The 20446-nt window shown below is 56.8% G+C and carries 17 protein-coding genes; 11 read left to right on the forward strand and 6 right to left on the reverse strand.

Annotated elements, in window-relative coordinates; all coding sequences use genetic code 11:
• Positions 1-11 precede the first annotated feature (11 nt).
• The 4 genes from paaE to paaZ all read left to right on the forward strand — a co-directional run bounded on the left by paaE (position 12) and on the right by paaZ (position 5308).
• Positions 12-1088 (forward strand): 1,2-phenylacetyl-CoA epoxidase subunit PaaE, encoded by a 1077-nt coding sequence (gene paaE / locus PSUM_RS28055; RefSeq protein ID WP_083349521.1) that lies wholly within the window; start codon positions 12-14, stop codon positions 1086-1088.
• 178 nt (positions 1089-1266) lie between these two features.
• Positions 1267-1575, forward strand: coding sequence for a DUF485 domain-containing protein (locus PSUM_RS28060; RefSeq protein ID WP_020795555.1), 309 nt, complete (start codon positions 1267-1269; stop codon positions 1573-1575).
• Positions 1572-3218 carry a cation acetate symporter gene (locus tag PSUM_RS28065; RefSeq protein ID WP_083349522.1) on the forward strand — a complete coding sequence of 549 codons (1647 nt, stop codon included), beginning with the start codon at positions 1572-1574 and terminating at the stop codon, positions 3216-3218. Before PSUM_RS28060 ends, PSUM_RS28065 begins: the two co-directional genes overlap by 4 nt.
• Positions 3219-3253: 35 nt before the next feature.
• Positions 3254-5308 (forward strand): phenylacetic acid degradation bifunctional protein PaaZ, encoded by a 2055-nt coding sequence (gene paaZ, locus PSUM_RS28070; protein ID WP_083349523.1) that lies wholly within the window; start codon positions 3254-3256, stop codon positions 5306-5308.
• 133 nt (positions 5309-5441) lie between these two features.
• On the opposite strand, the gene PSUM_RS28075 is transcribed toward paaZ, so the two are convergent.
• The 3 genes from PSUM_RS28075 to PSUM_RS28085 are packed head-to-tail and all read right to left on the reverse strand — an operon-like array spanning position 5442 to position 8911.
• Positions 5442-6350, reverse strand: coding sequence for a LuxR C-terminal-related transcriptional regulator (locus PSUM_RS28075; protein ID WP_033045467.1), 909 nt, complete (start codon positions 6348-6350; stop codon positions 5442-5444).
• Entirely contained in the window at positions 6347-7765 is a 1419-nt protein-coding gene (locus tag PSUM_RS28080; protein ID WP_083349524.1) for an aminotransferase, read from the reverse strand. Before PSUM_RS28080 ends, PSUM_RS28075 begins: the two co-directional genes overlap by 4 nt.
• A gap of 39 nt (positions 7766-7804) precedes the next feature.
• Positions 7805-8911 (reverse strand): polyamine ABC transporter substrate-binding protein, encoded by a 1107-nt coding sequence (locus tag PSUM_RS28085; protein ID WP_020795665.1) that lies wholly within the window; start codon positions 8909-8911, stop codon positions 7805-7807.
• 218 nt (positions 8912-9129) lie between these two features.
• On the opposite strand from PSUM_RS28085, the gene PSUM_RS28090 reads away from it, so the two are divergent.
• From PSUM_RS28090 to queC, 3 genes are all read left to right on the forward strand, one after another.
• A complete protein-coding gene (locus PSUM_RS28090) occupies positions 9130-9912 on the forward strand; it encodes an enoyl-CoA hydratase-related protein (protein ID WP_020795666.1) in 783 nt (260 codons plus the stop codon).
• Positions 9909-11090, forward strand: coding sequence for an acetyl-CoA C-acyltransferase family protein (locus PSUM_RS28095; RefSeq protein WP_020795667.1), 1182 nt, complete (start codon positions 9909-9911; stop codon positions 11088-11090). Before PSUM_RS28090 ends, PSUM_RS28095 begins: the two co-directional genes overlap by 4 nt.
• 322 nt (positions 11091-11412) lie before the next feature.
• Complete coding sequence (queC, locus tag PSUM_RS28100) at positions 11413-12111, forward strand: 7-cyano-7-deazaguanine synthase QueC (protein ID WP_083349525.1); 699 nt, start codon at positions 11413-11415, stop codon at positions 12109-12111.
• Positions 12112-12166: 55 nt separating this feature from the next.
• Here the strand turns inward: queC and PSUM_RS28105 are convergent, their stop codons facing one another.
• Together PSUM_RS28105 and PSUM_RS28110 are read right to left on the reverse strand one after the other, a co-directional pair.
• A complete protein-coding gene (locus PSUM_RS28105) occupies positions 12167-13039 on the reverse strand; it encodes a queuosine precursor transporter (RefSeq protein WP_083349526.1) in 873 nt (290 codons plus the stop codon).
• Positions 13032-13628: a helix-turn-helix domain-containing protein gene (locus PSUM_RS28110; protein ID WP_020795670.1), complete on the reverse strand. Its 597-nt coding sequence runs from the start codon at positions 13626-13628 to the stop codon at positions 13032-13034. The genes PSUM_RS28105 and PSUM_RS28110 overlap by 8 nt, the downstream gene beginning before the upstream one ends.
• 424 nt (positions 13629-14052) lie before the next feature.
• Between PSUM_RS28110 and PSUM_RS28115 the strand changes: the two genes are divergently transcribed.
• The 4 genes from PSUM_RS28115 to PSUM_RS28130 all read left to right on the forward strand — a co-directional run bounded on the left by PSUM_RS28115 (position 14053) and on the right by PSUM_RS28130 (position 17599).
• A complete protein-coding gene (locus PSUM_RS28115; protein WP_020795672.1) occupies positions 14053-14430 on the forward strand; it encodes a DUF6124 family protein in 378 nt (125 codons plus the stop codon).
• A gap of 41 nt (positions 14431-14471) precedes the next feature.
• Positions 14472-14726 carry a hypothetical protein gene (locus PSUM_RS28120; protein WP_083349527.1) on the forward strand — a complete coding sequence of 85 codons (255 nt, stop codon included), beginning with the start codon at positions 14472-14474 and terminating at the stop codon, positions 14724-14726.
• A 180-nt stretch (positions 14727-14906) separates the two neighbouring features.
• Positions 14907-16025, forward strand: a complete 1119-nt coding sequence (locus PSUM_RS28125) for an HlyD family secretion protein (protein ID WP_020795676.1) — start codon at positions 14907-14909, stop codon at positions 16023-16025.
• Entirely contained in the window at positions 16022-17599 is a 1578-nt protein-coding gene (locus tag PSUM_RS28130) for a DHA2 family efflux MFS transporter permease subunit (RefSeq protein WP_020795677.1), read from the forward strand. The genes PSUM_RS28125 and PSUM_RS28130 overlap by 4 nt, the downstream gene beginning before the upstream one ends.
• Positions 17600-17610: 11 nt before the next feature.
• On the opposite strand, the gene PSUM_RS28135 is transcribed toward PSUM_RS28130, so the two are convergent.
• Positions 17611-20202, reverse strand: a complete 2592-nt coding sequence (locus tag PSUM_RS28135; protein ID WP_083350181.1) for a putative mucin/carbohydrate-binding domain-containing protein — start codon at positions 20200-20202, stop codon at positions 17611-17613.
• Positions 20203-20446: the final 244 nt, after the last annotated feature.

Consider the following 20446-nt stretch of genomic DNA (forward strand, 5'->3'; position numbering starts at 1 on the left):
GGAGAACAACAATGAGCAAATTTCACAGCCTGACCATCAAGGATGTGCGCACCGAGACCCGTGACGCGGTGTCCATCGCCTTCGAGATTCCGCAGCACCTGCAGGACAGCTTTCATTACACCCAGGGCCAGCACCTGGTGATGCGCACCCAGCTGGACGGCGAGGAAGTGCGCCGCTCCTACTCGATCTGCACCGGCGTCAACGACGGTGAACTGCGGGTTGCTATCAAGCGCGTCGCAGGCGGTCGTTTTTCCGCGTTTGCCAACGAGCAGTTGAAGGCCGGGCACAGCCTGGAAGTGATGCCGCCCGCCGGGCATTTCAGCGTTGAACTCGATCCCGCCCGCCACGGCAACTACCTGGCCGTCGCCGCCGGCAGCGGCATCACGCCGATCCTGTCGATCATCAAGACCACCCTGGAAACCGAGCCCCACAGCCGCGTCACCCTGCTGTACGGCAACCGCTCCAGCTCGGGCGCACTGTTTCGCGAACAGCTGGAAGACTTGAAGAACCGCTACCTGCAACGCCTGAACCTGATCTTCGTGTTCAGCCGCGAGCAGCAGGATGTCGACCTGTACAACGGCCGGATCAACGCCGAGAAATGCGAGCAGCTGTTCAGCCGCTGGCTCGACGTCAAGGCTCTCGACGCCGCCTTCATCTGCGGCCCGCAGGAAATGACCGAGACCGTGCGCGACAGCCTCAAGGCCAAGGGCATGGCGCCTGAGCGCATTCATTTCGAATTGTTCGCCGCCGCTGGCAGCCAGCAGAAACGCCAGGCCCGCGAAGCCGCCCGCCAGGTCGATGCGGCGGTCAGCCAGATCACCGTGATCAGCGATGGCCGTGCCCTGGCCTTCGACCTGCCGCGCAACAGCCAGAGCATCCTCGATGCCGGCAACGCCCAGGGCGCCGAACTGCCCTACTCGTGCAAGGCCGGTGTGTGCTCGACGTGCAAATGCAAGGTCATCGAAGGCGAAGTGGAAATGGACAGCAACCACGCCCTGGAAGACTACGAAGTGGCCGCCGGCTATGTGCTGTCGTGCCAGGCCTTCCCGATCAGCGACAAGGTGGTGCTGGATTTCGATCAGCTCTGATATCCGATCTACCGGACTTACACAAAACCCTGTGGGAGCGGGCTTGCCCGCGAAGAGGCCATCAGATTCAACATTGATGTCGCCTGATATTCCGTCTTCGCGGGCAAGCCCGCTCCCACAATGATCTGTGTTGTATCCCATAGCTGCGCCCACAACAAAAAAAACAAAGGACACCACCATGAGCCCCCAAGACATAGAACTCATCCACCAGCACCCCCACTTCATCCAGCTGGTACGCCGCAAGCAGGCGCTGTACTGGTCCCTGTCGCTGATCATGCTGGTGATCTATTTCGGCTTTGTCCTGCTGGTGGCGTTCTCCCCCTCCACCCTCGGCCAGTCCCTGAGTGGCGGCGTGACCACCGTGGGCATGCTGGTGGGTGTGGTGATCGTGGTGCTGGCCTTTGCCTTGACCGGTTTCTACGTCTATCGCGCCAACAACGTGATCGACCCGCTGAATGAAAAACTCAAGCAGGAGTGCGCCCGATGAGCCGTCTTCTTGCGTTGTTCCTGTTGCCGCTGGCTCTGGTCACCGATCTTGCGGTAGCCGCCGAGGGCGCGTCCCGTCCACTGAACTGGAACGCCATCGGCATGTTCATGCTGTTCGTCCTGTTCACCCTCGGTGTGACGCGCTGGGCCGCATTGCGCACCCGCTCGGCCAGTGACTTCTACACCGCTGGCGGCGGCATGACCGGCTTCCAGAACGGCCTGGCGATTGCCGGCGACATGATCTCGGCAGCATCCTTCCTCGGCATTTCCGCGATGATGTTCCTTAACGGCTACGACGGTTTGCTCTATGCATTGGGCGTCCTGGCCGGCTGGCCGATCATCCTGTTCCTGATCGCCGAACGCCTGCGCAACCTCGGTAAATACACCTTCGCCGACGTGGTTTCCTATCGCCTGGAACAGACGCCCGTGCGCCTGACGTCGGCCTTCGGCACCCTGACCGTGGCACTGATGTACCTGGTGGCGCAGATGGTCGGCGCCGGCAAGCTGATCGAATTGCTGTTCGGTATCGATTACCTCTACGCGGTGATGCTGGTCGGCGTGCTGATGGTGTTCTATGTCACCTTCGGCGGCATGCTCGCCACCACCTGGGTGCAGATCATCAAGGCGGTGATGCTGCTATTCGGTACCAGTTTCATGGCGTTCATGGTGCTCAAGCATTTCGGTTTCAGCACCGAAGCGATGTTCGCCGGTGCTACCGCCGTGCACGCCAAAGGCAGCGCGATCATGGCCCCCGGCGCCTTGCTGTCCAATCCGGTCGATGCCATTTCCCTGGGCCTGGGCATGATCTTCGGCACCGCCGGCCTGCCGCATATCCTGATGCGTTTCTTCACCGTCAGCGATGCCAGGGAAGCGCGTAAAAGCGTGTTCTACGCTACTGGTTTCATCGGCTACTTCTACTTGCTGCTGATCATCGTCGGCTTCGGTGCGATCGTCATGGTCGGCACCGATCCGGCGTACCGCGATGCCAGCGGCGCGATCATCGGCGGCGGCAACATGGTCGCCGTGCATTTGGCCCAGGCGGTCGGCGGCAACCTGTTCCTCGGGTTCATCTCGGCGGTGGCCTTCGCCACCATCCTGGCGGTGGTGGCCGGGCTGGCGTTGTCCGGCGCCTCGGCGGTGTCCCACGACCTGTATGCCTGCGTGATGCGCAAGGGCCAGGCCAGCGAGCAGCAGGAAATGCGTGTATCGCGAATCGCCACCCTGTGCATTGGTGTGCTGGCGATCATCCTTGGCCTTTTGTTCGAATCGCAGAACATTGCCTTCCTGTCCGGGCTGGTGCTGGCCATCGCGGCCTCGGTGAATTTCCCGGTGCTGTTCCTCTCGATGTACTGGAAAGGCCTGACCACCCGTGGCGCGGTCAGCGGCAGCCTGATGGGGCTGGTGTCGGCAATCGTCTTGCTGGTGCTGAGCCCGGCGGTGTGGGTCAACGTGCTGCATCACGACCAGGCACTGTTCCCCTATTCCAACCCCGCACTGTTTTCCATGAGCCTGGCCTTTTTCAGCGCCTGGCTGTTTTCCGTCACCGACCGTTCGCCACGTGCCGCCCTTGAGCGCGGCCGTTACCTGGCGCAGTTCATTCGTTCCATGACCGGCATCGGCGCTTCGGGCGCCAGCCAACACTAGTTCTTAACTTGATGACCAAACCCGGAGCATTTGCAATGTCCCACGCCCCTACCCTGCAAAGTTTCATCGCCGGCCGCTGGATCGGCCAACAAGGCGCGCAAATCCTGCGCAGTGCCATCGACGGCCATGAAATCGCACGCACCCATGAAGAGCGTCCGGACTTCGCCGAAGCCATCGAACACGGCCGCCGCCAAGGCGTCAGCGGCCTGATGGCGCTGGACTTCCAGCAACGCGCCCAGCGTCTCAAGGCCCTGGCCCTGTACCTGGCCGAACGCAAGGAACAGCTCTACGCGATATCCCACCACAGCGGCGCGACCCGTGCCGACAGCTGGATCGACATCGAAGGCGGCAACAGCACGCTGTTCACCTATGCCAGCCTTGGCTCACGTGAACTGCCATCGGGCAACGTCGTCCACGAAGGCCCGGCGCTGCAATTGAGCAAGATGGGCACCTTCGCCGGCACCCACATCCTGGTGCCACGCGGCGGTGTCGCGGTGCACATCAACGCCTTCAACTTCCCGATCTGGGGCATGCTGGAAAAATTCGCGCCGAGCTTCCTCGCCGGCATGCCGTGCATCGTCAAGCCAGCCAGCGCCACCAGCTACCTGACCGAAGCCGTGGTGCGCCTGATGGACGACTCCGGCCTGCTCCCGGCGGGCAGCCTGCAGCTGATTATCGGCGGCACCGGTGACCTGCTCGATCGCCTGCAAGGCCAGGACGTGGTGACCTTCACCGGTTCCGCCGACACCGCGGCCAAGCTTCGGGTCAACCCGAACCTGATTCGCAATTCGGTGCCGTTCACTGCCGAAGCCGACTCGCTGAACTGCGCGATCCTCGCTCCGGACGTCACCCCGGATGACGAAGAGTTCGAGCTGTTCATCAAGGAAGTCGCCAGGGAGATGACCACCAAGGCCGGGCAGAAATGCACCGCCATTCGTCGCGCCATCGTCCCGGCCAAGCACATCGATGCAGTGGCCACTCGCTTGCGTGATCGCCTGGCCAAAGTGGTGGTCGGCGACCCGTCGGTAGAAGGCGTGCGCATGGGTGCGTTGGCGTCCCACGATCAGCAGAAAGACGTGGCCGAACGCCTGGAAATGCTGTTGCAGAGCAGCGACCTGCTGTTCGGCGCCCGCGACGGTTTCGAACCTCGCGGCGAGAACGTCGATAAGGGCGCGTTCTTCGCCCCGACCCTGTTGCAGGCCCGCGACCCGCACGCCGAAGGTGGCGCTCACGACATCGAAGCGTTCGGTCCAGTCAGCACCCTGATGGCTTACGACGATCTGGACGAAGCACTGGCCCTGGCCGCACGCGGCAAGGGCAGCCTGGTGGCCAGCCTGGTGACCAAGGACCCGCAAGTCGCCGCCAAGGCAATTCCGGTGGCCGCTGCCCTGCACGGCCGTCTGCTGGTACTTGACCGCAACTGCGCCGGTGAATCCACCGGTCACGGTTCGCCACTGCCACAACTCAAGCACGGCGGCCCGGGTCGTGCCGGCGGCGGTGAAGAACTCGGCGGCCTGCGTGCGGTGAAACACTACCTGCAACGCGCGGCGGTACAAGGCTCGCCGACCATGCTGGCAGCGGTCACCGGTGAATACGTACGCGGCGCCAAGGTCATCGAAACCGAAGTGCACCCATTCCGTCGCTATTTCCAGGACCTGCAGATCGGCGAGTCGCTGCTGACTCACCGTCGCACCGTCACCGAGGCGGACCTGGTGAACTTCGGTTGCCTGTCGGGCGACCACTTCTACATGCACTTCGACGACATCGCGGCCAAGGAATCGCAATTCGGCAAGCGCATCGCCCACGGCTACTTCGTGCTGTCGGCAGCAGCCGGCCTGTTCGTATCCCCTGGCGTCGGCCCGGTACTGGCCAACTACGGCCTGGACACCCTGCGCTTCATCAACCCGGTCGGCATCGGCGACACCATCCAGGCGCGCCTGACCTGCAAACGCAAGATCGACCAGGGCAAGAAGAGCCCGCAAGGCGTTCCGCAAGGGGTGGTGGCGTGGGATGTGGAAGTGACCAACCAGCTCGGCGAGCTGGTGGCCAGTTATGACATTCTGACCCTCGTAGTCAAACGCGAAGACTGACCTGCCTCACCTGATCATTCCCACGCTCCGCGTGGGAATGCAGCCCGGGACGCTCTGCGTCCCCTCCAGCGCTGGAACGCGGAGCGTCCCTTGAGGCATTCCCACGCAGAGCGTGGGAACGATCGTTACAGGCTCAATGCCCGCGCAACCACTCGATGAACAGCGCAAACAACTCCGACTGCGAACCCACCTCCAGCTTCAGATACAGGTTCTTGCGGTGCATGCGCACGGTTTCCGGTGAGATGTTCATCTGGCTGGCAGTGGATTTCACCGAGTGCCCCCGCAGCACCATGTGCGCCACTTCGCGCTCGCGTTCGGTGAGCAAGTCACAACCGAACTGTTCGAACGCCGTTTGCACCCGATGCTTGAGATCATCGCGCAGGCCTTGATCGTTATCGCCCTGGATCTCGTCACTGCGCTGCAGGCCACGGCGACTGAATTCGCTGATGAATTCGCGCACCAGCGGTTCGACGGCGCGCAGCAGATTCAACTGCTCCACCCGCAGGCATTCACCGCCGAAACCTTGAAAGAGGCTGACGGAGATTTTCGTGTCGTTGCCGGTATCGACGATGTAGTAGCTGTCTTCCGAACAGTTCGCCTTCAGGTAATAGGTCTTGTAGTAATCACTGTCGAAGAAGTTGTCCGGCGCAATTTCCTCCAGGTGATAAAACCCCTGTGCCAGTCCCTGCTCCACCGCCAGGCAGAACGGGTCGAGCAAGTAGCCCCCGGCAAAATAGCGCTCAAGAATCGAGACCTGATACTCTTGGGCAATCCCGCGCTGATACAGCAACTGTGGTGCGCGGTCCTTGCGCTCCAGGCTGATCATCATCGACTCGATGGACACCAGCTGCGCCAACGCCGACGCCAGGTATTGCAGCGCGTCGGGCTCATCGATATGGGCGAACGCCTCGCGCATGCCCCCATGCCATTTATGCAGTGCCCCGAAGGGCATCGTGATCAGTGTTTCGTCGTTTGGCTTGCTCATGCCACGCAGTCTAGCGGGTGAACAGTCCCTTGGTAACGACCTGAGGGTTGAAATCATTGGCCGAAATACTGGCCGCTCGCCTCAAGCTCGGCCGCCACTTCCAGGATGCACTCGCGCAGGATGTCGACGATCTCATCGACCTGTGCATAAGTCAGGATCAGCGGCGGCGACATCACGTTAAGGTGCATGATCGGCCGCACCAGCAGCCCCCTCGCTTGTGCCCGCACATGGATTTTCTCACCAATGTTGATTGCGTCGGCGAACAACGCCTTGGTGCGTTTGTCGGCGACGAACTCCACGCACGCCATCAATTTCAGGCAACGCACATCACCCACCAGGGGCAGGTCGCGCAACGTGGCCAGGCGCTGCTCCAGGTAACCGCCAACATCGTCGACGTGGGCCAGCAGGTTTTCCCGCTCGATGATTTCAATGTTCTTCAGCGCTGCCGTGCAGCACACCGGATGGCCGCTGTAGGTGAAGCCATGGGTAAAGCAACGGCCCTGGCCCGGCTCGGCAATGACCTTCCAGATGCGCTCGGAAAAGATGCACGCGCCCAGCGGCAGGTAAGCCGAAGTCAGGCCCTTGGCGGTGGTGATGATGTCAGGCTGCACGTCGAACACATCCTTTGACGCGAAGAACTTGCCCAGGCGACCGAACGAAGTGACCACCTCGTCGGCGACGAACAGGATGTCGTAGCGCTGGCAGATTTCCCATATGCGCTTGAGATAACCCTTGGGTGGAATGATCACCCCGCCTGAGCCCATCACCGGCTCGGCAAAGAAACCGGCGACCTTGTCTGCGCCAATCGACAGGATCTTGTCCTCAAACTCCTTGACCAGGAACTCGAGGAACTGCGCCTCGTCCATGCCATCCGGCGCACGGTAGGGATTGGGGTTCGACACGTGGTGAATCAGCGGGTTGGCGTAATCGAACTCCGGCACCCGGTCGGCAGCCTTGTTGCCGATCGACATCGTCAGGGTGGTGGAGCCGTGGTACGCGTTGAAACGGGCGATGACGTGCTTTTTTTCCGGCAGGCCGCGGCAGTTCTGGTAGTACTGGATCAGCCGGTAGGCTGTGTCCACGGCAGTTGAGCCGCCGGTGGTGAGGAACACGTGATCGAGGTCGCCGGGCGCCAGGCTGGCGAGTTTTTCGCACAACTCGATGGCGACGTTATTGGCCATGTCGGAAAACGGGTTGGAATAGGCCAGTTGCCGCACCTGATCGGCAATGGCCTGGGCCATTTCCTCACGGCCCAGGCCGATATTGGTGCACCACATGCCGCCCACGGCATCGAGAAAGCGGTTGCCCTGGGTGTCGTAGATATAGGCGCCATCACCGGCGACGATGTTCAAGGAGCCTTGTTCGGCATGCTCGTCGAACACGTGATAACCGTGCATATGGTGGGCCTTGTCGGCCTTGACCAGCCGGGACTCGTCCGCTGGGGAAAAAACGCTGCGTGTTGGCGTCGCCATAAATAAACCTCTAACCGGATTGACTAACGATCGAACGAATCAGATGCCGCTTTTCACCGTGCTCCAGACACGGGTCATGGCGCGCATGTCCTTGGCGTCCTGGGTCTTCTGCGGGAACAGGCGCTCGCGGGTGGCGTCATCGGGGTAAATCGCCGGGTTATTGCGCACATCGGCATTCAACAAAGGCGTGGCCGCCGCGTTGCTGTTGGCGTAATGGATGTAGTCAGTGACGTCCGCCATCACCTGCGGTTGCATCAGGTATTCAAGGAATTTGTGCGCATTGGCGACATGGGGTGCGTCCGCCGGGATGTACATGTTGTCGAACCAGATCAGCGAGCCTTCCTTGGGAATGAAGTAGGACAGGTTGATGTTCAACTTGGCTTCTTCCGCGCGGGCCATGGCCGTCGCGTAGTCGCCGGACCAGGTCATGGCCATGCACACATCGCCGTTGGGCAGGCTGGTCAGGTAATTGACCGAGTCGAACTTGCGGATGTACGGCCGCACGGACAACAGCAGTTCCTGCGCCGCCTTCAGGTCATCCGGCTTGGCGCTACGGGGATCACGACCGAGGTACTTAAGCGCCAGGGGAATCACTTCGGTGGGCGCATCGACCAGGGTCACACCACAGTCGGCGAAGCGCGAGACGATCTTCGGATCGAAAATCATTGCCAGCGAGCCGATCGGCGCATCCGGCATGCGCTCCTTGATCTTGTCGACGTTGTAGGTGATGCCATTGCTGCCCCAGGTATAAGGTGCCGAGTAGGTGGGGCCCGGATCGAACCCTTGCAGGTCGTGCAAGACTTTCGGGTCCAGGTTGCTCCAGCCCGGCAGTAGTTTCTTGTCCAGTGGCTGGAACACCTTGGCCTGGATCAGCGGCGGCGCGAGGGATGCATTCAGCACGATCAGGTCGTAACCGGAGTGGCCGGTGAGCAGCTTGGCCTGCACCGTTTCATAGGCATCGAAGGTGTCGTAGATCACCTTGATACCGGTGGCCTTTTCAAAATCGGCCAGGGTTTTCTCACCGATGTAGTCCGCCCAATTATATAGCCGCAGCGTATTGGCGCCGTCCGGCTCGCCAGCGTGGGCACTCAGGGTCAGCGGTACAACAAACAGACTGGAAATCACCTTAAGCAGTGTCTTGCCCATAGCAAATGCACCTTATCAAGCGAGTTCGGCTCTGGATGAGCGGATGAACCTACTATTGGTGGATTCGCCAGGCGGCACCATACCCCGAATGGGTGTGTGGGCGGATTTACCGACGCAATATGGCAAAAAGCATCAGCTCGGTTGACCCGTTTTGTCATAGCTGCGGGGTTCCCCTGCCGCTTAAAGTGGCCGTCGAACCGACTCTGCAAGAGCCCGCAATGACCGACCTGATCAAACAAGACTATCGCGATGGCGTGCTGACACTGACCATTGATCGTCCCGACAAGCTCAACGCCCTGACCAACGCCATGTACACGCGCTTGGCCGACCTGCTGTTTGCAGCTGACGAGAACGACGAAATCGGGGTGGTCATCGTGACCGGTGGCCCGAACTGTTTTACCAGTGGCAACGACCTGGTGGATTTCCTGCAAGAGCCGCCAACGCACCTGGACAGCCCGGCATTTCGCCTGATGCGCGCCGTGACCCACCTGCGAAAGCCGTTGATCGCGGCGGTTTGCGGGGCCGCCATCGGCATCGGCACCACCCTGCTGCTGCATTGCGACCAGGTGCTGGTGACCCGTAATGCCAAGCTGCGCACGCCGTTCGTCAATCTGGGCCTGTGCCCCGAGTTCGGTGCCAGCCTGCTGCTACCACGCCGACTGGGCCAGGCACGCGCGGCGCGCCTGCTGTTGTTGGGCGACAGCCTTGATGGCAGCGAAGCGGTGGCCTGGGGCCTGGCCAACGAAGCCTTCGATGACGGCGAGCAGTGCCTGGCCGCGGCGGCAAAAATTGCCCAGCGCTTCCTGGCGATGCCCCAGCAAGCCTTGCGCCAATCCCGGCAGCTGATGACCCAGGCCGGCATGGCCGAACTGCAAGCCACCCTGCGCGAAGAAAACCTGCTGTTCATCCAGCGTCTCAACACCGTTGAGGCAAAAACGGCCTTGAACGCCCTGCTCAATCGCAGTACAGATAAGAATCCAGCAAAAGGAACACAGCCATGAACACCCCGGAAATTTACGTCGTCAGCGCCGCTCGTACCGCCATTGGCACCTTCGGCGGTTCACTCAAGGACGTGCCACCGGCCGATCTCGCGACCACCGCCGTGAAAGCCGCCCTGCAAAAAGCCGCCGTTGACCCGGCGCTGGTCGGTCATCTGGTGATGGGCCATGTGATCCCGACTGAAACCCGCGACGCCTACATCTCCCGCGTTGCCGCCATGAACGCCGGCATCCCGAAGGAAACCCCGGCCTACAACGTCAACCGCCTGTGCGGTTCGGGCCTGCAAGCGATCATCAGCGCGGCGCAGACCCTGCTGCTGGGCGACGCCGAAATCGCCATCGGCGCCGGTGCCGAGTCCATGAGCCGTGGCCCGTACCTGCTGCCATCCGCTCGTTGGGGCGCGCGCATGGGCAACGTCCAGGCCGTCGACTACATGCTCGGCATCCTGCATGACCCGTTCCAGAACATTCACATGGGCATCACCGCGGAGAACGTCGCCGCACGCAACGGCATCACCCGTGAAATGCAGGATGCCCTGGCCCTGGAAGACCAGAAACGCGCAGCCCACGCGATTGCCAACGGCTATTTCGTTGATCAGATCGCGACCGTGGAAATCCCGGATCGCAAGGGCACCAAGCTGTTCAACGTCGACGAGCATCCACGCGCCACGTCCCTGGAACAGTTGGCGGCGATGAAGCCGGCGTTCAAGAAGGACGGCTCGGTCACCGCCGGCAACGCCTCCGGTCTCAACGACGGTGCTGCCGCACTGGTCATGGCCACCGGCGCTGCGGTCCAGGTCAACAACCTGCGCCCACTGGCCCGCCTGGTCAGCTACGCCCACGCCGGCCTCGAACCGGAACTGATGGGCCTGGGCCCGATCCCGGCCACGCGCCTGGCGCTCAAGCGCGCCGGCCTGACCGTCGCCGACATGGACGTGATCGAAGCCAACATCGCGTTCGCCGCACAAGCCTGTGCCGTCAGCCAGGAGCTGGACCTGGACCCGGCCAAGGTCAACCCGAACGGCTCGGGCATCGCCCTGGGTCACCCAGTGGGCGCTACCGGCGCAATCATCGCCACCAAGGCCATCCACGAACTGCACCGCATCAACGGCCGTTACGCACTGGTGACCATGTGCATCGGCGGTGGCCAGGGCATCGCGGCGATTTTCGAACGCGCCTGACTCCTGTCCCGCAGGACCTGTAGAAACCTGTAGGAGCTGTCGAGTGAAACGAGGCTGCGATCTTTGATCTGAACAATCAAGATCAAAAGATCGCAGCCTGCGGCAGCTCCTACAGGGTTGTGTCTTTACAAGTGAGCCCCATACCCGACGACCATTCCCGTCGCACCACTACCCTTCGGAATTTCCAGATATCTGCCAATAACTGACAGATTCGGAAAGCGCCGACAGCCATCTCGGAAACGTCCCACAGCCACAGTTTGATCTTCCCGGTACGGTCAATGCCCCCAACACACGTTGGATTCCCTCCAAGGAAGAAAAAAGCATGACTAAAAAGGCAGTTATCGTTTTCAGTGGCGGACAAGACTCAACCACCTGCTTGATCCATGCGCTACCGCTGTTTGATGAAATTCACTGTATTACCTTCGACTATGGACAGCGCCATCGCGCGGAAATTGAAGTCGCGCAACAACTTTCCAAAAAGCTTGGCATAAAAGTGCATAAGGTATTAGATACTTCATTGCTTAATGAGCTAGCCATTAGCAGCTTGACGCGCGACAACATTCCCGTGCCAAGCACAAGCAACGCAGGACACAGTCTACCGAGCACCTTCGTACCCGGTAGAAATATTCTGTTTTTAACCTTGGCGTCTATTTACGCCTATCAAGTGCAAGCGGACACCGTCATCACCGGTGTTTGTGAAACCGATTACTCTGGCTATCCTGATTGCCGGCATGAATTCGTCGAGGTGCTGAACAACGCCATCGCGCTGGGAATGAATTACAAATTACACCTTGAAACTCCGTTAATGTGGTTAAACAAAGCGGAAACGTGGGCATTAGCTGACCACCATAATAGCCTGGACTTGATCCGCGACCATACCTTGACTTGTTATAACGGGATGAAAGGCAGCGGCTGTGGCAATTGCGACGCCTGCAATCTTCGTGCGAAAGGGCTGAATGACTTTCTGGAAGACAAGGAGAAAACCATGAAAACCCTGAAGAGCAAAATAAGCCTAAAATAGCTAGCACGTTATCGGGCGGTATGAATTCCAGATTGTTAATTATAGCCTCCACAACTTATGCCGCCTGAGCTCCAGCCACATATTTCTTGAACAGCGACCTCGCACCATAAGCGGGCAACACGTTGAACACAGCAAAGCACATTTTGATGACTATCTGAACATAAACTATATTCAGGATTTCGTCATTTTCCATGGAGCCATAAAATGCAATAAAGCAAAAAATAAAACTATCTATTATTACTGCAAAAAAGGTACTAAAGAAAACCCGTAAAAAAAGAAACCTTGAGCTTGTAAGCTCCTTGATTTTACACAGCAAATATGAGTTTACGTACTCAGAAAAAAGAAACGATACCGATGAGGCTACTAATGCAGACGAGACATGACCAATAACCTTATTGTATGACTCGTCAAGCTCCCAAGTAGGCAGCCCAGGAAGAAAACCAGTGACAGTGAGTAACACCAGAATAAAGGCATTGCTTGCGAAAGCGAAAAATATCGCTCTCCTTGCAAGCCTAAGCCCATAAGACTCATTCAAAAGATCAACTATTAAAAAGGTCAATGGATAGAGGAAAACGCCAGGAGTAACAACAATATCGAAATACTCCAAATATACAAGTTTAGCTGCTGCAACATTCGTAAAAATATAAAGAGCGAACAGCATTAGATTTAGAGCGACATAGGTCATCCACGACCTTTCATGGCGATCAGCGATCTCATAAGCCGTCAAGGCCGAGCCGCCAGAATAAAACTTTCTGTATACGTCTTTTATTTCAACCTTATTGAAGTTATCCATCACCTCACTTTTCATCAACTCAGCAAGTTTGATCTTGATAATTCTTCCTGTGGAGACAACCATAACCAAAGCAAGACTATTGCTCTTTTCAAACCCCAGCAGCCGGTAGCTACTGTTTTCCTGACTTCTACCCATTGAATCTTTCCTCTATTATTTCCCCCACAACACTAACAGCATCCAAATCAAGAACAGACTCACACGTCACAAGCAGTTTTTTCGTTATTTTGTCATAGATGAGCTTTTCTTTTTCACCACTCGATGATCCTTTTTTCACTATCAATAGATCTCCAGGCTCGTTCATGCCAACAATTTCATTCTCCAGCAGCACAGCGATGAGATTGCAAGCGGTACCAAAATAATAAGTAAGAGGATGAGTTGCAGCCAGTTCGCCGATTCGCTTGTCAAGGCTCTGAAAAAGCAAGCTTTCTTTGATGATAGGTACCGCAGCTGGATTCATGTTCCCCTGCAGAGAAACACTACTTTCTATAATCTCCTTCTCTTCAAAATCAACCGTCTCTATTTCCTTGTAAGACACCCCGAAAAAGTCAGAAATCTTACGAATAGTGGATTGCTGAACGTTGACGACTTTTCCTTCAAGAATGTTATAGATTGTTGTTCTGGTCAAACCACTTGAATTGCACAACGACAGCCGAGTTTCCCCGCGACTTTTTATTAGATATTTAATATTGCTCTTCAGTTTTTCTGTCTTCTCTTTTTTATACATTAAATATCTACCACTTAAATTATCCATCAAAAGATCTAATCTACCCTGATGTTTTTTTGATCAGCCCCGGTTTCCTGCACCCTGCCCTCCGAGCGAAAAACAATACTGCAACCACACCTAACAGCCGTCAAACAATGTTTCACAGCATCACATTCAGCGTCAATTCCTACAGCCCTACCCTACTTACATTGAGGATATTTCTTACAGAACCGGAAATCTTCTGGCGAATAAACCTTCAGAAAAACGAAAACGATTAGCACCGCAACTAAACATGAATCATTTAATTACATAGATGTTCATTTTTTTGATTAATTAAATGGTATTTTCTGGTAATAACTTTAGCGGCCCGCCAACTCATGCAGTGCCGCTAACCAATCCTGATTGACGGCATGGGTAGGCATTTCAACTCTGCAAGGACCTCGACATGAAAAAGACCACCCCCAATTCCGCGCAATCGCCCGACCGGTCGATCTACGAGCCTATCGATATCTCCAAACTCTCCGAGATCACCGAACCCCTGGTCAGCGCGCGCCTGCGCAATCCAAATCGTCCCGACCCTGTCAGCCACGTCTTCACCATCATGCCGAACATCGACACTGAGTCCTTGCTCTGTCACGCCTGTGAAACGCTCGCGTCCCTGAATGTCATGGCCACCGACCTTGCGTGTGAACTGGAAGGCTCGCGCCGCAATGTCATGCTGGCGATTCAGCAATTGGCCGTGCTGGGCGAACTACTGGTCAATCGGGCGCTGGACAACCTTGACCCACCGGGTGGTTTCCCCGAGGTACCGCCAAACAACTAGCTGAGTGGTCACGCTCTATTACCCAAAGGAGGTTTTTTGTCATGGATCGATATATGCCTGTCACCGGTATCGACTGTAATGTTCCATCGTTGCTGATCGATACCGAAGCACCACTGGACGTGCTGCACGAAATTGCGGCCTACCGCATCCGCACCGCGACTCAACTGCTGGAAAGCTTTGCGCTCAGCGAAGGCGTTCACAGCGATTTAGCGCGGGTACTGGTGACCTCATTGCGCGATGGCTGTGATTTGTTGGATGTGATTGGCCGTCGATTGCAGGCGCAACTTTCGGCTTAAGACAACAGGACAACGACGGGCGCCTGTTGGCGCCCTTCACAATCGGTCACCTGCCACCAGGCACTCATTCATTTTCTCCCCCACAACTACCTGACAGCCGGCAGCAAAAACCATTTGCGACAAAATATGACATACGTCATATTACGCACGTAATTTAATGGCCTCCACAGGTAATCCTCCATGACCAGCATGCCCACCGTAGAGCCAGACCTTGCTGTCCCGGTGAACACTCCCAAGCCGCTGCTCAAACGCCTGCTCCTGCCGACACTGGGCATCGCCGTGTTGGTACTTGCTGGTATGTACGCCGCACACTGGTGGACCGCCGGCCGGTTCATCGAGGAAACCGACGACGCCTATATCGGTGCTGACGTGACGGTGATCGGGCCGAAGGTGGCGGGTTACATCGATGAAGTGCTGGTGACCGACAACCAGCAGGTCAAGGCCGGCGATGTGCTTATCCGCCTCGACTCACGCGACTATCGCGCCAACCTGGCCAAGGCGGAAGGCGCGGTGGCGGCTGAAGAAGCCCTGCTCGCCAACCTCGACGCCACCGAACAACTGCAACAGGCCGTCATCGGCCAGGCCCGCGCCGGTATCGATGCCGCCGGTGCCGAAACCGCTCGTTCGCGTGATGACGATGCACGCTACAAAAAACTCGTCGCTACCAATGCCGTTTCAGTGGAAAGCGCACAACGGGCGAACGCCACATTCAAGACCGCGCAGGCCCAAAGCAACCGCGCCCAGGCCGAGTTGCTGGCGGCGCAACGGCAGTTGAACGTGATCGCCACGCAAAAACAACAAGCCCGCGCCGCCCTGATTCAGGCTCTCGCCGAGCGCGACCTGGCGCAGCTGAACGTCGGCTACACCGAACTTCGCGCACCGGTAGACGGGGTGATCGGTAATCGCCGGGCACGAGTGGGCGCTTATGCCCAGGCCGGTTCGCAGCTGCTGTCAGTGGTACCGTCCAGTGGTTTGTGGGTCGATGCCAATTTCAAAGAGGATCAACTGGCACGCATGGTGCCTGGGCAGCGAGTCATCATTTACGCCGACGTTCTCTCGGGCCAGGAATTCCACGGCCATCTGGACAGCCTGGCACCGGCCAGCGGTTCGCAATTCAGCGTGCTGCCGCCGGAAAACGCCACTGGCAACTTCACCAAGATCGTCCAGCGGGTACCGGTGCGCATTCATCTCGACCCGGCAGACAGCGTGCTCGGCCACCTGCGCCCCGGTCTCTCGGTCACCGCCGAAGTGGACACACGCAAGGAGCCTGAAACGCCAGCCGTGGCCAGCGCGCCATGAGCCGCGCCCTCGCCGCCCCGGCACCACCGTTCAATGCCGCGAGCATGGCGACGGCGACCAAGGTTTTCGCCTTCGCCAGCATGTGCATCGGCATGTTCATTGCGCTGCTGGATATCCAGATCGTCTCGGCGTCGCTGCGTGACATCGGCGGCGGGCTCTCCGCCGGCACCGATGAAACCGCCTGGGTACAGACCAGTTACCTGATCGCCGAAATCATCGTGATCCCCCTCTCCGGCTGGCTATCCCGGGTGTTCTCCACGCGCTGGTTGTTCTGCGCCTCAGCGGTGGGTTTTACCCTGACCAGCCTGTTATGCGGCATGGCCTGGAACATCCAGAGCATGATCGCCTTCCGGGCCTTGCAAGGGTTTCTCGGCGGCTCGATGATTCCGATGGTGTTTACCACGGCGTTCGTTTTCTTCACCGGCAAGCAACGGGTGATTGCCGCTGCAACCATCGGCGCGGTGGCATCCCTGGCGCCGACCCTGGGGCCGGTGATCGGTGGCTGGATCACCGATGTATCGTCCTGGCACTGGCTGTTCTACATCAACCTGGTTCCGGGGATTTTCGTCGCCGTGGCGGTGCCGATGCTGGTGAAAATCGACCAGCCTGAACTGTCGCTGCTCAAAGGCGCCGACTATCTGAGCATGGTGTTCCTGGCGCTGTTCCTCGGCTGCCTGGAATACACCCTCGAAGAAGGTCCGCGCTGGAACTGGTTCAGCGACCACACGATCCTGACCACGGCGTGGATCAGCGGTCTGGCCGGCTTGGCGTTTATTGGCCGCACCCTGCACGTGGCCAACCCGATCGTCGACCTGCGCGCCTTGAAAGACCGCAACTTCGCCCTCGGCTGTTTCTTTTCCTTTGTCACTGGCATCGGTCTGTTCGCCACCATTTACCTGACACCGCTGTTCCTCGGCCGCGTCCGTGGCTATGGCGCGCTGGACATTGGCCTGGCGGTTTTCTCCACCGGCGTGTTCCAGATCATGGCGATTCCGCTGTATGCCTTTCTGGCCAACCGCGTCGACCTGCGCTGGATCATGATGACCGGCCTTGGCTTGTTCGCCTTGTCGATGTGGGATTTCAGCCCGATCACCCATGACTGGGGAGCCAAGGAATTGATGCTGCCGCAAGCGTTGCGCGGGATTGCCCAGCAATTGGCGGTACCGCCTGCGGTGACATTGACCCTCGGCGGCCTGGCGCCAGCGCGGCTGAAACATGCCTCGGGGTTGTTCAACCTGATGCGAAACCTGGGCGGCGCCATCGGCATCGCCGCCTGCGCGACCATCCTCAATGACCGCACCAACCTGCATTTCACCCGATTGGCGGAGAACCTCAACAGCACCAACGAAGCACTCAACCAGTGGCTGTCCCAAGTTGGCCACAACTTCGCCGCCCTCGGCCAGAGCGGCGACGTGGGTGTCACCGCCAGCCTGCGCCAGCTCTGGCTGCTGACTTACCGCGAAGCGCAAACGCAAACCTACGGCGACGCCTTCCTGATGATCATGGTCTGCTTCATCGTCGCCACGGCGATGGTGCCCTTGATGCGCAAGGTGCAACCACCGGCTGCGCATTGAGGCCTGGCGTGTTACGCCTGCAAGTCCCCAGTATCCGATTCGTTGGTCGATACCGGCCAGTAGCTGGACAGATTCAAGCGTTGCGGACCTCCGATTTGAACATGTTGCACGTGCCCGACTGAAATTATGCTCCCGCTAGAATTATTTACGATCCAACTGCGTGTGGCTTCCCTGTGCATGACACTCACTTCACTCCCCGGCACCAACGGCAACTGCACATGACTCGCTTGAGCCCAGACATCTCCGCGAAACTCCTGAAGGTAAATTATTTCGCCCTTCTCTGATTTCACCATCACCGACAGGTAAGTCGATGCAAAGTAACTATGGGGGCGACCTGCATAAAAAACCAAGTCAATTGTACGCGCCAGCAGTTGCATATTTAAGTAACCAACTGCGCGACCACCGTTCCCTTGCCAATACCAAGTAAAGTCCCACCCATCAACTGTATGATTGACGGGCGGCAGTACGAATTCAATCTTGCGATAACGTTCAAACAGCTGACTCCTTACGGGTTCCGCGAATGTATTGATCGCCCTACGAAGATCTTGTTTAACTGGATACTCATCATGTATAACAAGATGCGGATGCGTATAAAAAGACTCCGTACACTTATCAATTTCAGACCTTAGATTTTCACCAGCATTAGTCCCAAGACTGACATTGACAAGCCCTTGCTCAGTCACCACCAACTCATTGATAAGTGCCCACCTATCAATCACTGCCGACTCCAGGCTGCTAGATACAAATAAGCGCGATGGTTCCCTGTGCATAACCTCAATTGTAAAACCCGTTGAAATTGCAACTACCGTAGAATACAACTCGGTCTTCTCACCCAACATTTCTCGAAAAAAAACGACATCACCATGTACATTTTTTACTGTTATCCGCGCATACACTTCTTTCTCAAAAAGACTGTGCGGAGCTGGATAAACAACATCGACCAACAAGCGCCCCCTAGAAACCTGCACGTCAAGCCTGCAAAAAACACCATATAAGCCTCCCAAACTTACAACCTGATCTACCAGATAACTTCCGTCCTTTTTAACGTAGGAACAATTTATTTCATTAGGTGCATCTCTAATCACGGCATAACACCTGACACTCTGATATTCCCCGCCGCGTACAGAAGGCAGTTGCAATGCATAGACCCCCAAACTCAAGCCGCTCACAATAACCGTCGCACTTTTTATTTCAACAACCCTGGCCATTCCTTGACCATTTCCTAGTAAAAGAGACTTACCCCGTAGTTCCCTTAATAAAATCCCATCAAAATTAATCGTGATGCTAGCCGTCAAACCAGTGATGCTTAGCTGAGAGCTACTGACAAGATCCACTGGGCTTCTCAACCCTAGCTGCGCCTGAATCTGTTTCAGACTATTGTTCTTAACCAGTAAATAGAGAGGGTAAACCGGAACAGCATTGCTAAAAGAATTCCTGATTGTCTGCTGCAGAGTCAGTGGCGCACTGGCAAACGACATAAACTCGGAAGTATCAACATTAGCTTTATCAATAGTGACGTCACTCAAAAGATCCATCGCCGGATGGCTGTCAGCCCGAAACCTTGGCTCATTACTGAGTCGACGATAGCGCTTGTGAAACTCGGCCATACTCGGATCGCCAGCACACCCAAATATCAACAGAAAAAAATACAGCGTTAACGCTAAATTGTTGCCAACTGTCCCTTTGTCGAACTCTTCCATAGCTATTGTATAAAGACGTTCCTCGCCGCTAGCGTATAGCCACCCTTTTCGATAAAACTCATCCCCTAATACCTTAAGTTGATAACTTGCGGCGAACACATTATTCCAAACCTCACGCAGATTGATAGAGCTGGAGTCCCTGAACAGCCCCTCGTAACCATGACCTATTTCATGAATACTGCCCCAGTTGGCCCCGTCAATATTAAGCCAAAATTCTGCAACAGAATCTTTTGACTCCGCTGTCCACGACCATCCATAGTAGGCGGCACCGGGCCCTGACTTATCCGCCTTCATAAAGTAGCGATTAGGGATGTTTTTATCGGTCGGCACAGTTGGATTAAATGAAAGCCCAGCAAGGTAGTTGAAGTGCTCAAAAATACCATCATAGTACGCAGCCAGGCTTTGTAAGCCAGATCGTTGATGCATAGCCCACAGCACCGCCTTGTCTTTAGCCGGAATCAAAATCATTGCACAGTCAGAAATATACAATGCGAATTCTGCTTCCAGCAGATTCCAGTCTCTAAAAAACTTATCCGCCTCTAATCCCGCCTGGCAAATTGGTAGATACTCACCACCGTCTACAAAATCCACCTCAATACTAACAAGCTCTCCAGCGGAGTCAGTGTACGGTGTCGTTAAAAAAAGTACTGACGTATGACTGGCTACGATTCCCCCCCACTGGGTAGTCACTACGGCATGGTGTTCTTTTTCCCGATCATCATTCAATAAATTCAGCGTAACGCGCATATCTAAGTGCGGGTGAGATTGCCGAAATCTAACTTTTTTTCCTGCAGAAAGAATCATATTAAGGGCATTTCGATCATGATAAATGCCTTTACTAAGCCCTGAGCTGAGCAACCAATCTGGCCGCTCAAGGCTGTAAATTTCATACGTGACGGCCATATCAAATTCCCCCATGGAAAAGCGTTCAACATCGAACGAATCATAGACGCGGGAAGCAAGTTTATGTAACTAGCACAACTGATAGTTATTTAGAACCAAACCATTTAACAACTGCAGCATGAAAGGAAAAGTGAATGAAGACTATCAAGCGAGATAGTCACTACCACGCCAGAACAATCAACGGATCGCACAAAAACGCCTCCAATAAAGGAGGCGTTTGCAATAGGTAACCGACAGCATCATT

It is taken from the genome of Pseudomonas umsongensis (assembly GCF_002236105.1).
In the GTDB taxonomy this organism is placed as follows: Bacteria; Pseudomonadota; Gammaproteobacteria; order Pseudomonadales; family Pseudomonadaceae; genus Aquipseudomonas; species Aquipseudomonas umsongensis.